This window comes from Pseudomonas sp. H2_D02, from assembly GCF_054677635.1.
This window is the reverse complement of the sequence record NZ_CP162816.1, coordinates 5,967,998-5,981,494: the sequence shown is the minus strand read 5'-3', so window position 1 is coordinate 5,981,494 and position 13,497 is coordinate 5,967,998. Positions and strand designations below refer to the sequence as shown.

Here is a 13,497-nt window from a genome sequence, read left to right as displayed (position 1 = left end):
CCCTGGCCCGCCTCCCCAACAAAAGACGAAATGCAGTTGACGTTCACATTTTAAGTTGTACGATGACCTACAACTTCACATGAAGCTGAACCGTTTCCTACAACACAACATTTGCGTCCAGGGTGTTCGAATAATGAATCCACAAGAACTGAAGTCCATCCTCTCGTCTGGCCTGCTGTCGTTCCCGGTCACCGATTTCACTGCCAATGGCGATTTCAATCGCGACAGCTACATCAAGCGTCTCGAGTGGCTGGCCCCGTATGGCGCCTCTGCATTGTTCGCAGCGGGCGGCACCGGTGAATTCTTCTCCCTGGCCGCCAGCGAGTATTCGCAAGTCATCAAGACGGCAGTCGATACCTGCGCCACCAGCGTGCCAATCCTCGCCGGTGTCGGTGGTGCGACCCGCCAGGCCATCGAATACGCTCAGGAAGCCGAGCGCTTGGGCGCCAAGGGCCTGTTGCTGCTGCCGCACTACCTGACCGAAGCCAGCCAGGACGGCGTTGCCGCCCACGTTGAAGCCGTGTGCAAATCGGTGAAGATCGGCGTGGTGGTGTACAACCGCAACGTCTGCCGCCTGAATGCCACTCAGCTGGAGCAACTGGCCGAGCGCTGCCCGAACCTGATCGGCTACAAGGACGGCCTGGGCGATATCGAACTGATGGTGTCGATCCGTCGTCGCCTCGGCGATCGTTTCAGCTACCTGGGCGGCTTGCCGACCGCTGAAGTCTACGCCGCGGCCTACAAGGCCCTGGGCGTGCCGGTCTACTCCTCGGCGGTGTTCAACTTCATCCCGAAAACCGCGATGGACTTCTACCACGCCATTGCCCGCGACGATCACGAGACCGTTGGCAAGATCATCGACGACTTCTTCCTGCCATACCTGGACATCCGCAACCGCAAGGCCGGTTACGCAGTGAGCATCGTCAAGGCTGGCGCGAAGATCGTTGGCTATGACGCAGGTCCTGTGCGCACGCCGTTGACCGATCTGCTGCCAGAAGAATACGAAGCCCTGGCCGCGCTGATCGACAAGCAAGGCAAGCAGTAACAGACCCGACAAGGCCGCTGAGCAATCAGCGGCTTTTTGCGTAAGGCTCGATCGTTCCCGCGCACGCGTGGGGACGCAGCCAGGGACGCCCTGCGTTCCTAGACAGCTTTTGTGAGAGGAGAAGCTCCGTGGCAGATGCAAAGCGTTTCGATAACTACATCAACGGTCAGTGGGTGGCCGGTGCCGACTATTGCACCAACATCAACCCGTCTGACTTGTCCGATGTCATCGGTGAATACGCCAAGGCTGACGCAGCGCAAGTCAACGCCGCCATCGAAGCCGCCCGCGCCGCGTTCCCGGCCTGGTCGACCTCGGGCATCCAGGCGCGTCACGATGCGCTGGACAAAGTCGGCACCGAGATCCTCGCCCGCCGCGAAGAACTTGGCCAACTGCTGGCCCGGGAAGAGGGCAAGACCCTGCCCGAAGCCATCGGCGAAGTGACCCGCGCCGGCAACATTTTCAAATTCTTCGCTGGTGAATGCCTGCGCCTGTCGGGCGATTACGTACCGTCGGTGCGCCCGGGCGTCAACGTTGAAGTGACCCGTGAAGCCCTCGGCGTGGTCGGCCTGATCACCCCGTGGAACTTCCCGATCGCGATCCCTGCATGGAAAATCGCTCCGGCCCTGGCCTACGGCAACTGCGTGGTGATCAAGCCCGCCGAACTGGTGCCGGGCTGCGCCTGGGCGCTGGCCGAGATCATTTCCCGCGCCGGTTTCCCGGCCGGTGCGTTCAACCTGGTGATGGGCAGCGGCCGCGTGGTCGGTGAAGTCCTGGTCAACAGCCCGAAAGTCGACGGCATCAGTTTCACCGGTTCCGTGGGCGTGGGCCGGCAGATCGCGGTCAACTGCGTGTCGCGCCAGGCCAAGGTCCAATTGGAGATGGGCGGCAAGAACCCGCAGATCATCCTCGACGACGCCGACCTCAAGCAGGCCGTCGAACTGGCGGTGCAGAGCGCGTTCTACTCCACCGGCCAGCGTTGCACGGCTTCCAGTCGCCTGATCGTCACCGTCGGCATCCACGACAAGTTCGTCGCGGCCATGGCCGAGCGCATGCAGTCGATCAAGGTCGGCCATGCGTTGAAGGCCGGTACTGACATTGGCCCGGTCGTTTCCGAAGCCCAGCTCAACCAGGACTTGAAGTACATCGACATCGGCCAGAGCGAAGGTGCGCGGTTGGTCAGCGGTGGTGGCGTGGTGACTTGCGATACCGAAGGTTACTTCCTGGCGCCGACGCTGTTCGCCGACAGCGAAGCTTCGATGCGCATCAGCCGCGAAGAGATCTTCGGCCCGGTGGCCAACGTCGTGCGCGTGGCTGACTACGAGGCGGCGCTGGCGATGGCCAACGACACCGAGTTCGGTCTGTCGGCCGGTATCGCCACCACCTCGCTGAAGTATGCCAACCACTTCAAGCGCCATTCCCAGGCGGGCATGGTGATGGTCAACCTGCCGACCGTCGGCGTGGATTACCACGTGCCGTTCGGTGGGCGCAAAGGTTCGTCCTACGGTTCGCGCGAGCAGGGTCGCTACGCGCAAGAGTTCTATACCGTGGTGAAGACCTCCTACATCGGCTCGTAACACGCAATACCGGTCGGCGCCGCGCATCGGCGCCGACCGTATAAATTGAATTCCCGTATAAAAATAAATAGTGGAAGTAGATGACATGCAAGAAACCAAGCCGACCCGCGTCCGCTATTTGATCCTGCTCATGCTGTTTTTGGTGACGACGATCAACTATGCCGACCGCGCAACTATTGCCATCGCAGGCTCCAGCCTGCAGAAAGACCTCGGCATCGACGCCGTTACCCTCGGTTATATCTTCTCCGCTTTCGGTTGGGCCTATGTGGCCGGGCAGATTCCTGGCGGCTGGCTGCTCGACCGTTTCGGGTCGAAGAAAATCTATGCCTTGAGCATTTTCACCTGGTCGCTGTTCACCGTGCTGCAGGGCTACGTCGGTGAATTCGGCATGTCCACGGCTGTGGTTGCGCTGTTCATGCTGCGCTTTCTGGTCGGGCTGGCCGAAGCGCCTTCGTTCCCTGGCAACGCCCGGATCGTCGCCGCCTGGTTCCCCACCGCGGAACGCGGCACCGCTTCGGCGATCTTCAACTCGGCGCAATATTTCGCCACCGTGTTGTTCGCACCGCTGATGGGCTGGATCGTCTACCGCTTCGGCTGGCAGCACGTGTTCATCGTGATGGGCGTGATCGGCATCGTGTTCTCGCTGATCTGGCTGAAGATCATTCACAGCCCGCGCCAGCATCCGATGATCAACGAGGCCGAGTTCAATCACATCGCTTCGAACGGCGCGATGGTCGACATGGACCAGGACAAGGGCAAAGGCAAGAAAACCGACGGTCCGAAGTGGGACTACATTCGCCAACTGCTGACCAACCGCATGATGCTCGGCGTATACCTGGGCCAGTACTGCATCAACGGCATCACTTACTTCTTCCTGACCTGGTTCCCGGTGTACCTGGTGCAGGAACGCGGCATGACCATCCTCAAGGCGGGTTTCATCGCGTCCTTGCCGGCAATCTGCGGCTTCATCGGCGGCGTGCTCGGCGGGGTGATTTCCGATTACCTGCTGCGCAAGGGCCATTCGCTGACCTTCGCCCGCAAGGCGCCGATCATTGCCGGTTTGCTGGTATCGAGCAGCATCGTGGCGTGCAACTACGTCGACATCGAATGGATGGTGGTGGGCTTCATGGCCTTGGCCTTCTTCGGTAAAGGCGTCGGCGCGCTTGGTTGGGCCGTGGTGTCCGATACCTCGCCGAAACAGATCGCCGGCTTGAGCGGTGGCCTGTTCAATACCTTCGGCAACCTGGCATCGATCACCACGCCAATCGTCATCGGTTACATCATCAGCGCCACCGGTTCGTTCAAGTGGGCCCTGGTGTTCGTCGGTTGCAATGCGTTGGTGGCGGTGTTCAGCTACCTGGTGATCGTGGGGCCGATCAAGCGTGTCGTGCTCAAGGAGCCACCAACCCGTGGCCCTGAGCTGACCCAATTGTCCCAAGCAAATTCCTGAGGAGCGGCTTTTCATGCAGTTGATTGAACATGCCGATTCGCCCCGTTACATCCGCCTGCACGAGCGGGACAACGTGGTGATCGTGGTCAATGACCAGGGCGTACCGGCCGGGACCGAATTCCCGGACGGCCTGGTCACCGTGGACTTCGTCCCGCAGAGCCACAAAGTCACCCTCGTGGACATTCCCGAGGGCGGCGAGGTGATTCGCTACGGCCAGGTCATTGGCTACGCGCTGCAGCCGATTCCTCGCGGCAGTTGGGTCAAGGAAGACCAGTTGCGCATGCCCACCGCGCCGCCGCTGGACAGCTTGCCGCTGTCCACCGACGTGCCAGCGGCGGATGCGCCGCTGGAGGGCTACACCTTCGAAGGTTATCGCAACGCCGACGGCACCGTCGGCACGCGCAACATCCTGGGTATTACCACCACGGTGCAGTGCGTCACCGGCGTGCTCGACCATGCGGTCAAGCGCATCAAGGACGAGCTGCTGCCCAAGTACCCGAACGTCGATGACGTGGTCGCGCTGACCCACAGCTATGGCTGCGGGGTGGCGATCACTGCTACCGACGCCTACATCCCGATCCGTACCGTGCGCAACCTGGCGCGCAACCCGAACCTGGGAGGCGAGGCGCTGGTGATCAGCCTGGGCTGCGAGAAATTGCAGGCCGGGCAGGTGATGCACGAAGGCGATAGCTCGGTGGACCTCAGCGAGCCGTGGTTGTATCGCTTGCAGGATTCCAGTCACGGCTTCACGGAAATGATCGAGCAGATCATGGAACTGGCCGAGACGCGCCTGAAGAAACTCGATCAGCGCCGTCGCGAAACCGTGCCGGCCTCGGAGCTGATCCTGGGCATGCAGTGCGGCGGCAGCGATGCGTTTTCCGGCATCACCGCCAACCCGGCCCTGGGCTACGCCTCGGACTTGCTGTTGCGGGCCGGCGCGACGGTGATGTTTTCCGAAGTCACCGAAGTGCGCGATGCGATCTACCTGCTGACCTCCCGGGCGCAAACCCAGGAAGTCGCCCAGGAGCTGGTGCGCGAAATGGACTGGTACGACCGTTACCTGGCCAAAGGCGAGGCCGATCGCAGCGCCAACACCACGCCGGGCAACAAGAAGGGTGGGTTGTCGAACATCGTCGAGAAGTCTTTGGGCTCGATCGTCAAGTCCGGCAGCAGCGCAATCAACGGCGTGCTTGGCCCGGGCGAGCGCTTCAAGCAAAAGGGCCTGATCTTCTGTGCCACGCCGGCCAGTGATTTTGTCTGCGGCACGCTGCAACTGGCGGCGGGGATGAACCTGCACGTGTTCACCACCGGCCGGGGCACGCCGTACGGCTTGGCCATGGCACCGGTGGTGAAGGTCTCGACCCGCACCGAACTGGCCCAGCGCTGGCCGGACCTGATCGACATCGACGCCGGCCGGATCGCCACCGGGCGCGCGACCATCGAAGAGTTGGGTTGGGAGCTGTTCCATTACTACCTGGACGTGGCCAGCGGCAAGAAGCAGACCTGGGCCGAACGGCACAAGCTGTTCAACGACATCACCTTGTTCAACCCGGCGCCGATTACCTGATGATTGCGTAACCGCTGGAGATCCAGTGTGGGAGCGAGCTTGCTCGCGATGGGGGCGTTACATTCAGCATTGATGCAAGCTGACCCGGCGCCTTCGCGAGCAAGCTCGCTCCCACAGGGGATATGTGGTGAGTGTGGATTTGTGGTCGACCCGGTACAAATGTGGGAGCGAGCTTGCTCGCGAAAGCGCTTCACCAGACGCCAACGTCGTTAGTGGCTATCATTAGCCACCTAACGACACCCTTCTCAAGGCCCCCGGCATGCTGGCAATTTTCCTCGAAACCCTGAACATCACCGCACCGGTGTTTGCCATGCTGTTCCTGGGGACATTGCTCAAGCGTATCTACTGGATCAACGACAACTTCATCCACATCGCCTCGTCGCTGGTGTTCAACGTCACCATGCCGGCGTTGTTGTTTCTCGGCATCCTGCACGCCGACCTGCACGCGGCGTTGCAACCCGACCTGTTGATCTATTTCTCGATTGCCACCCTGGTGAGTTTTGCGATGGCCTGGGGCTGGGCGATCTGGCGTTGCCCGCGGGAAGATCGCGGCATCTACACCCAGGGCGCGTTTCGCGGCAACAACGGTGTGATCGGCCTCGCACTGGCCGCGAGCATGTACGGCGACTACGGGATTTCCCTGGGGGCGATTCTCGCGGCGCTGGTGATCCTGTTCTACAACACCTTGTCGACCATCGTGCTGGCGGTCTACAGCCCGGTGATCAAGTCCGATCCGTGGAGCATCTGCAAAAGCGTGATCAGCAATCCGCTGATCATCAGCGTGATCGTTGCCGCGCCGTTCGCCTATTGGCAGATCGGCCTGCCGAACTGGTTCGAGACTTCGGCGAAGTATCTGTCACAAATGACCTTGCCCCTGGCGCTGATCTGCATTGGCGGCACGCTGTCGCTGGCGGCCTTGCGCAAGAGCGGCAAGATGGCCCTGAGCTCCAGCCTGGTGAAGATGGTCGGTTTGCCGCTGGTGACCACATTGGGCGCGTGGCTGTGGGGCTTTCGCGGGGCGGAGCTGGGGATCCTGTTCCTGTACTTCGGCAGCCCTACCGCCGCCGCCAGCTATGTCATGGCCCGGGCAGCCGATGGCAACCATGAGCTGGCGGCGGCGATCATCGTCATCACCACGCTGATGGCGGCGATTACCACCAACCTGGGGATCTTTGTGTTGCAGTGGGGTGGGTGGATCTAGCCTCGGGTTTGCAGCGCTCTTTCGTTCCATTCGCGAGCAAGCCCGCTCCCACATTCGATCGCATTTCCATGGAAGAACGCAGTCAATGTGGGAGCGGGCTTGCTCGCGAAGAGGCCTGGCCTGTCACCGCAAGGCTTGGGCCTTCACTCAGGTTTCTGGTAGCTATCGATCACTTCCTGTGCCGCACGAAACGCATCGATCGCCGCCGGCACATGCCGGCATACACCGCGCAATGCAGCAATGCCTCGCGAATCTCTTCCACCGTGCAGCCATTGTTCAGCGCGCCGCGCACGTGCCCCTTGAGTTCCTGCGGGCACTTGAGCGCGGTGAGGGCGGCGAGGGTAATCAGGCTGCGGGTCTTCAACGGCAGGCCTTCGCGGCTCCAGACGCTGCCCCAGGCGTGTTCGTTGACGAAATCCTGCAGCGGCTGGGTGAATTCGGTGGCGTTGCCCAGGGCGCGGTCGACGAACGCGTCGCCCATCACCTGGCGCCGCATGTCGAGGCCGGTCTTTGGAGTGTCGGTCATGGCAAATCCCTCTTGTGGTGTTGGCGGCGCCAGGCGTGCACCGAGGTGAACAGCAAAAACGCGAGCAGGGTCGGCAGCACGTAGAACAACATCAAGCGTTCAAGCTGGCCGGCCAGCGGCATGCCCGTGGTGAACGACACCACGTGCAGCCCATAGACCGCGTACAAGCCCAGCAACAGCAAGCCTTCGGCGCGGGTGACGCGGTAGCCGGAATAGAACACCGGCAGGCACAGCACCGCGACGCCGAGCATTACCGGCAGGTCGAAATCCAGGGCGTTGGGCGAGACCGAGAGCGGCGAGGGCGCGGCGAGGGCGGTTATACCCAGCACGCCCAGCAAGTTGAACAGGTTGCTGCCGATCACGTTGCCCACCGCGATGTCCCGTTGGCCACGCAGGGCGGCGATCAGCGAAGTGGCGAGCTCCGGCAGCGACGTGCTGACGGCGACGATGGTCAGGCCGATGATGCGCTCCGACAAACCCAGGTCCGTGGCCACTTCCACCGCAGCGCCCAGCAACAGGTGCCCGGCGAACACCAGCATCGCCAGGCCCGACACGATCATCACCAGACTCTTGGGCCAGGATGTATGGGCCACCTCGCCACCCAGCGGGTGCGGTCGAGCGGAGTGTCGTGACTGGCGCAACAACAGGCCCAGGTACACCGCCAGGGCCATCAGCAGGACAACGCCGTCGAGTCGGGTCAGTTCCTCGTTCCAGGCCAGCACGAACACCAGCAGGCTGGCGCCGATCATCAGCGGGATGTCGAGGCGCACCAGTTGGCGCGAGACGCGCAGCGGGATGATCAGCGCCGACAGCCCGAGGGTGACGAGGATATTGAAGATGCTGCTGCCAATCACACTGCCCACGGCGATGTCGGCGTTCTGCGCCAGGGTCGCCTGCAGGCTGACGGCCATTTGCGGCGCGCTGCTGCCGAAGGCGACGACGGTCAGGCCGATGATCAAAGGTCGCACCAGCAAGCGTGCCGCCAGGCCGACGGCGGCGCGCACCAGCAGTTCGGCGCCGGCGATCAGCAACAGCAGCGCGCCGAACAGTTCGAGCAGGCTGAGCAGCGGTAGGGCGTTGATCAGGGAAATGGCCGGGCTCCGTCTATCAATCGTCGAGGGCTTGCACGCGTACCCGCGCGGTGCCAGCGCGCAACATGCCCAATTGTTCGGCAGCGGCGCGCGATACGTCGATCAGGCGACCGCGTGTATACGGCCCACGATCATTGATGCGGACCACGACGCTCTCGTCATTGCCAAGGTTGGTGATTTTCACCCGAGTGCCGAATGGCAACTGGCGATGTGCGGCGGTCAGGCCGTGCTGGTCGAAACGCTCGCCGCTGGCGGTGCGCTTGCCGTGGTGCCTGGAGCCGTAATAGGAGGCGACGCCGGTCTGGTCGTAGCCGTGTGGATCGACCGTCCCACTCTGGCTGGCACAGCCGGCCAGCAGGGACAGCAGGGCGCAGGCGCCGAGGAGACGCTTCATCTGAGAGGTTCCAAATACAAATGTGGGAGCGAGCTTGCTCGCGATGGGGCCATCACATTCAACATCTAGGTTGACTGTCATACCGCTATCGCGAGCAAGCTCGCTCCCACAGGGGGGTGAGCCAGATTTGAGGACTGGCTCCATGGCCATCAGCCTTCGAGCTTGCTTTTGAGCAATTCGTTGACCTGTTGCGGGTTGGCCTTGCCCTTGGAGGCTTTCATGGCCTGGCCGACGAAGAAGCCGAACATCTTGCCGCGCTTGGCTTCGTCTGCCGCACGGTACTGTTCGACCTGCTCGGCGTTGGCTGCGAGCATTTCATCGAGCACCGCGCTGATCGCACCGGTGTCGGTGACCTGCTTCAAGCCGCGCTTCTCGATGATCTCGTCGGCGCTACCTTCGCCATTGGCCATGGCTTCGAAGACCATCTTGGCGATCTTGCCGGAAATGGTGTTGTCCTTGATCCGCACCAGCATGCCGCCCAGTTGCTCGGCCGAGACCGGCGACTCGTCGATTTCCAGGCCCTGCTTGTTCAACAGGCTGCCCAACTCGACCATCACCCAGTTGGCCGCCAGCTTGGCGTCGCCGCCGATGCTCACGACTTTCTCGAAGTAATCGGCCTGTTCGCGGCTGGTGGCCAGGACGTTGGCGTCATAGCTCGATAGCCCGAACTGCGCCTGGAAGCGCTCGCGTTTCTGCGGCGGCAGTTCCGGCAGGGTGGCGCGCACGTCATCGAGGAACGAGTTCTCGATGACCACCGGCAGCAGGTCCGGATCGGGGAAGTAACGGTAGTCGTTGGCTTCTTCCTTGCTGCGCATCGGACGGGTCTCGTCCTTGTTCGGGTCGTACAGGCGGGTCTGCTGGATGACCTTGCCGCCGTCCTCGATCAGTTCGATCTGGCGCTGGATCTCGCTGTTGATCGCCTTCTCGATGAAGCGGAACGAGTTGACGTTCTTGATCTCGCAGCGGGTGCCAAACTCGACCTGGCCCTTGGGCCGGATCGACACGTTGCAGTCGCAGCGCAGCGAGCCTTCGGCCATGTTGCCGTCGCAGATGCCCAGGTAGCGCACCAGCGCATGGATCGCCTTGACGTAGGCCACGGCTTCCTTGGCGCTGCGCATGTCCGGCTCGGAGACGATTTCCAGCAGCGGGGTGCCGGCACGGTTCAGGTCGATGCCGGTGGCACCGTTGAATTCCTCGTGCAGGCTCTTGCCGGCGTCTTCTTCCAGGTGCGCACGGGTGATGCCAACGCGCTTGACCGTGCCGTCTTCGAGGGCGATGTCCAGGTGGCCCTTGCCCACGATCGGCAGTTCCATCTGGCTGATCTGGTAGCCCTTGGGCAGGTCCGGGTAAAAGTAGTTCTTACGGGCAAACACGTTGTGCTGGCCGATCTCGGCGTCAATCGCCAGGCCGAACATCACCGCCATGCGCACCGCTTCGGCGTTGAGCACCGGCAGCACGCCGGGCATGCCCAGGTCCACCAGGCTGGCCTGGGTGTTGGGCTCGGAACCGAATGTGGTCGAGCTACCGGAAAAGATTTTCGACCGGGTGGTGAGCTGGGTATGAATCTCCAGCCCGATCACGACTTCCCATTGCATGTGTTTCTCCTCAGAAGCCGGTTGGGGTGCGGGTGTGCCAGTCGGTATTCAACTGATACTGGTGCGCCACGTTGAGCAGGCGGCCTTCCTGGAAATACGGCGCGAGCAACTGCACGCCCACCGGCAGGCCATCGACGAAACCGGCCGGCATGGAGAGGCCCGGCAAGCCGGCGAGGTTGGCGGTGATGGTGTAGACGTCTTCCAGGTACTCGGCGACCGGGTCGCTGTTCTTGGCGCCGAGCTTCCAGGCCGGGTTCGGCGTGGTCGGGCCGAGGATGATGTCGACCTCGTTGAAGGCGGCCATGAAGTCGTTCTTCACCAGGCGGCGGATCTTCTGCGCCTTGAGGTAGTAGGCATCGTAGTAGCCGGCGGACAGCGCGTAGGCGCCGACCATGATCCGGCGCTGCACTTCGGCACCGAAGCCTTCGCCACGGGAGCGCTTGTACAGGTCGACCAGGTTTTCCGGGTTCTCGCAGCGATAGCCGAAGCGCACGCCGTCGAAACGCGAGAGGTTCGAGGAGGCTTCCGCCGGGGCGATCACGTAGTACGCCGGAATCGCGTGCTGCATGTTCGGCAGGCTGATTTCCTTGATCACCGCGCCGAGCTTCTCCAGCGCCTTGACGCTGTTGTGGACCAGCTCGGCGATGCGCGGGTCGAGGCCGGCGCTGAAGTATTCCTTCGGCACGCCGATGCGCAGGCCTTGCAGCGAGCCGTTGAGGCTGGCGCTGTAGTCCGGAACCGGTTCATCGATGCTGGTGGAGTCGTTCGGGTCGAAGCCGGCCATGCCTTGCAGCAGGATTGCGCAGTCTTCGGCGGTACGGGCCAAGGGGCCGCCCTGGTCGAGGCTGGAGGCGTAGGCGATCATGCCCCAGCGCGAGACGCGGCCGTAGGTGGGCTTCAGGCCGGTGAGGTTGGTGAACGCCGCCGGCTGGCGAATCGAGCCGCCGGTGTCGGTGGCGGTGGCGGCCGGCAACAGGCGCGCGGCCACGGCGGCGGCGGAACCACCGGACGAGCCACCCGGCACGTGTTCCAGGTTCCACGGGTTCTTCACCGGGCCGTAGTGGCTCGACTCGTTGGCCGAACCCATGGCGAATTCGTCCATGTTGGTCTTGCCCAGGGTCACGGTGCCGGCAGCGGCCAGCTTGGCGACCACGGTGGCGTCGTACGGGGCCTTGAAGTTGTCGAGCATCTTCGAGCCGCAGCTGGTGCGGATGCCCTGGGTGCAGAACAGGTCCTTGTGGGCAATCGGCGCGCCGAGCAGGGCGCCGCTCTCACCATTGGCGCGACGGGCGTCGGCGGCCTTGGCCTGGCTCAAGGCCAGTTCCTCGGTGAGGCTGATGAAGCTGTTGAGCTGCGGGTCGAGCTGGGCGATGCGCGCCAGCAGGGCCTTGGTCAGCTCTTCGGAGGAAAACTTTTTGTCGGCGAGTCCGCGGGCGATCTCGGCCAGTGTCATGTGATGCATGAGAGGCTCTTTCCCTTTAGTCGATGACTTTCGGAACCAGGTACAGGCCGTTTTCGACCGCTGGCGCGATGGACTGGTAGGCCTCGCGGTGATTGGACTCGGTCACGACGTCGGCGCGCAGGCGCTGGCTGGCTTCCAGTGGGTGGGCCAGCGGCTCGATACCGTCGGTATCGACCGCCTGCATCTCGTCGACCAGCCCGAGAATGCTGTTCAGGGCAGAAGTGATGTGTGGAAGATCGGCTTCATTGAGGCCCAGACAGGCCAGATGAGCGATTTTTTCCACGTCGGAGCGTTCAAGCGCCATGGGATTCTCCAGTGGAAAACAAAACGGACGCAGTCCGTCCGTGTGTTAGATTGTCGGAACACTACCGCATTTCTACGGCCCTACGGCCGCGATCTCGGTGTTTGGTGCACAGAAAAGCGGCCAATTTAACATATTGGCGCCTTGCCCAAAATCCCTGTCGTTGTTAGAGTTTGCCGCACTTTTTTACCCACGCGTTGCCTAGGGTCCCTTTCCCATGTTCAAGAAACTGCGTGGCATGTTTTCCAGCGATCTTTCCATCGACCTGGGCACTGCCAACACCCTTATTTACGTGCGCGAGCGCGGTATCGTCCTGAATGAACCCTCGGTCGTGGCCATCCGCACCCACGGTAACCAGAAAAGTGTCGTGGCTGTCGGTACGGAAGCCAAGCGCATGCTGGGCCGTACACCGGGCAACATTGCAGCCATTCGCCCCATGAAAGACGGCGTGATCGCCGACTTCAGCGTCTGCGAAAAGATGCTGCAGTACTTCATCAACAAGGTTCACGAGAACAGCTTCCTGCAGCCCAGCCCTCGCGTGCTGATCTGCGTGCCTTGCAAATCCACCCAGGTGGAGCGTCGCGCCATCCGTGAATCGGCCCTCGGTGCCGGTGCCCGCGAAGTGTTCCTGATCGAAGAGCCAATGGCTGCGGCCATCGGTGCCGGCCTGCCGGTGGAAGAAGCCCGCGGTTCGATGGTTGTCGACATCGGTGGCGGTACCACTGAAATCGCGTTGATCTCCCTCAACGGTGTGGTCTACGCCGAGTCCGTGCGTGTGGGCGGCGACCGTTTCGACGAAGCGATCATCACCTACGTGCGTCGCAACTACGGCAGCCTGATTGGCGAATCCACCGCCGAGCGTATCAAGCAGGAAATCGGCACGGCCTACCCGGGCGGCGAAGTGCGCGAAGTCGACGTTCGCGGTCGCAACCTGGCTGAAGGCGTTCCACGCGCGTTCACCCTCAACTCCAACGAAGTACTCGAAGCGCTGCAAGAGTCGCTGGCGACCATCGTCCAGGCGGTCAAGAGCGCCTTGGAGCAGTCGCCGCCGGAGCTGGCCTCGGACATCGCCGAGCGCGGCCTGGTGCTGACCGGTGGTGGCGCGCTGCTGCGTGACCTCGACAAGCTGCTGGCCCAGGAAACCGGCCTGCCGGTGATCGTTGCCGAAGACCCGCTGACGTGCGTTGCCCGTGGCGGTGGCCGTGCTTTGGAAATGATGGACAAGCACACCATGGACCTGCTCTCCAGCGAATAAGCGCGGCTGGATGGTCTATGTTGTTCGCTCCCGGGC

11 protein-coding genes and 1 pseudogene are annotated in these 13,497 nt (G+C 62.5%); 6 read left to right on the top strand and 6 right to left on the bottom strand.

Going from position 1 to position 13,497, the window contains the following annotated elements:
* The first annotated feature begins 133 nt into the window (after positions 1-133).
* The 5 genes from kdgD (at position 134) to AB4N42_RS27405 (ending at position 6,837) form a co-directional block, all read left to right on the top strand.
* A complete protein-coding gene (kdgD, locus tag AB4N42_RS27425) occupies positions 134-1,045 on the top strand; it encodes a 5-dehydro-4-deoxyglucarate dehydratase (protein ID WP_030139832.1) in 912 nt (303 codons plus the stop codon).
* Between the two features lie 128 nt (positions 1,046-1,173).
* The gene (locus AB4N42_RS27420) at positions 1,174-2,619 is read left to right on the top strand and encodes an aldehyde dehydrogenase family protein (protein ID WP_460115594.1); all 1,446 of its coding nucleotides are present in this window, start codon (positions 1,174-1,176) and stop codon (positions 2,617-2,619) included.
* A gap of 85 nt (positions 2,620-2,704) precedes the next feature.
* Positions 2,705-4,069 carry an MFS transporter gene (locus AB4N42_RS27415; RefSeq protein ID WP_030139834.1) on the top strand — a complete coding sequence of 455 codons (1,365 nt, stop codon included), beginning with the start codon at positions 2,705-2,707 and terminating at the stop codon, positions 4,067-4,069.
* A gap of 13 nt (positions 4,070-4,082) precedes the next feature.
* A complete protein-coding gene (garD, locus tag AB4N42_RS27410; protein ID WP_030139835.1) occupies positions 4,083-5,636 on the top strand; it encodes a galactarate dehydratase in 1,554 nt (517 codons plus the stop codon).
* Positions 5,637-5,895: 259 nt separating this feature from the next.
* The gene (locus AB4N42_RS27405; RefSeq protein WP_030139836.1) at positions 5,896-6,837 is read left to right on the top strand and encodes an AEC family transporter; all 942 of its coding nucleotides are present in this window, start codon (positions 5,896-5,898) and stop codon (positions 6,835-6,837) included.
* Between the two features lie 143 nt (positions 6,838-6,980).
* Here the strand turns inward: AB4N42_RS27405 and AB4N42_RS27400 are convergent.
* The 6 genes and pseudogenes from AB4N42_RS27400 to gatC all read right to left on the bottom strand — a co-directional run bounded on the left by AB4N42_RS27400 (position 6,981) and on the right by gatC (position 12,209).
* Positions 6,981-7,363: pseudogene (locus tag AB4N42_RS27400) on the bottom strand (carboxymuconolactone decarboxylase family protein).
* Positions 7,360-8,421, bottom strand: coding sequence for a calcium/sodium antiporter (locus AB4N42_RS27395; protein WP_460116421.1), 1,062 nt, complete (start codon positions 8,419-8,421; stop codon positions 7,360-7,362). The pseudogene AB4N42_RS27400 and the gene AB4N42_RS27395 overlap by 4 nt, the downstream one beginning before the upstream one ends.
* A gap of 49 nt (positions 8,422-8,470) precedes the next feature.
* Positions 8,471-8,848, bottom strand: coding sequence for a septal ring lytic transglycosylase RlpA family protein (locus AB4N42_RS27390; protein WP_030139838.1), 378 nt, complete (start codon positions 8,846-8,848; stop codon positions 8,471-8,473).
* A 149-nt stretch (positions 8,849-8,997) separates the two neighbouring features.
* Positions 8,998-10,443 carry an Asp-tRNA(Asn)/Glu-tRNA(Gln) amidotransferase subunit GatB gene (gatB, locus tag AB4N42_RS27385; protein ID WP_030139839.1) on the bottom strand — a complete coding sequence of 482 codons (1,446 nt, stop codon included), beginning with the start codon at positions 10,441-10,443 and terminating at the stop codon, positions 8,998-9,000.
* Positions 10,444-10,453: 10 nt separating this feature from the next.
* Positions 10,454-11,905, bottom strand: a complete 1,452-nt coding sequence (gene gatA / locus AB4N42_RS27380; protein ID WP_217861253.1) for an Asp-tRNA(Asn)/Glu-tRNA(Gln) amidotransferase subunit GatA — start codon at positions 11,903-11,905, stop codon at positions 10,454-10,456.
* 16 nt (positions 11,906-11,921) lie between these two features.
* Positions 11,922-12,209, bottom strand: coding sequence for an Asp-tRNA(Asn)/Glu-tRNA(Gln) amidotransferase subunit GatC (gene gatC, locus AB4N42_RS27375; protein ID WP_020297123.1), 288 nt, complete (start codon positions 12,207-12,209; stop codon positions 11,922-11,924).
* A 214-nt stretch (positions 12,210-12,423) separates the two neighbouring features.
* Here gatC and mreB point away from each other — a divergent pair, with 214 nt between their 5' ends.
* Positions 12,424-13,461, top strand: coding sequence for a rod shape-determining protein MreB (gene mreB / locus AB4N42_RS27370; RefSeq protein ID WP_002555108.1), 1,038 nt, complete (start codon positions 12,424-12,426; stop codon positions 13,459-13,461).
* Positions 13,462-13,497: the final 36 nt, after the last annotated feature.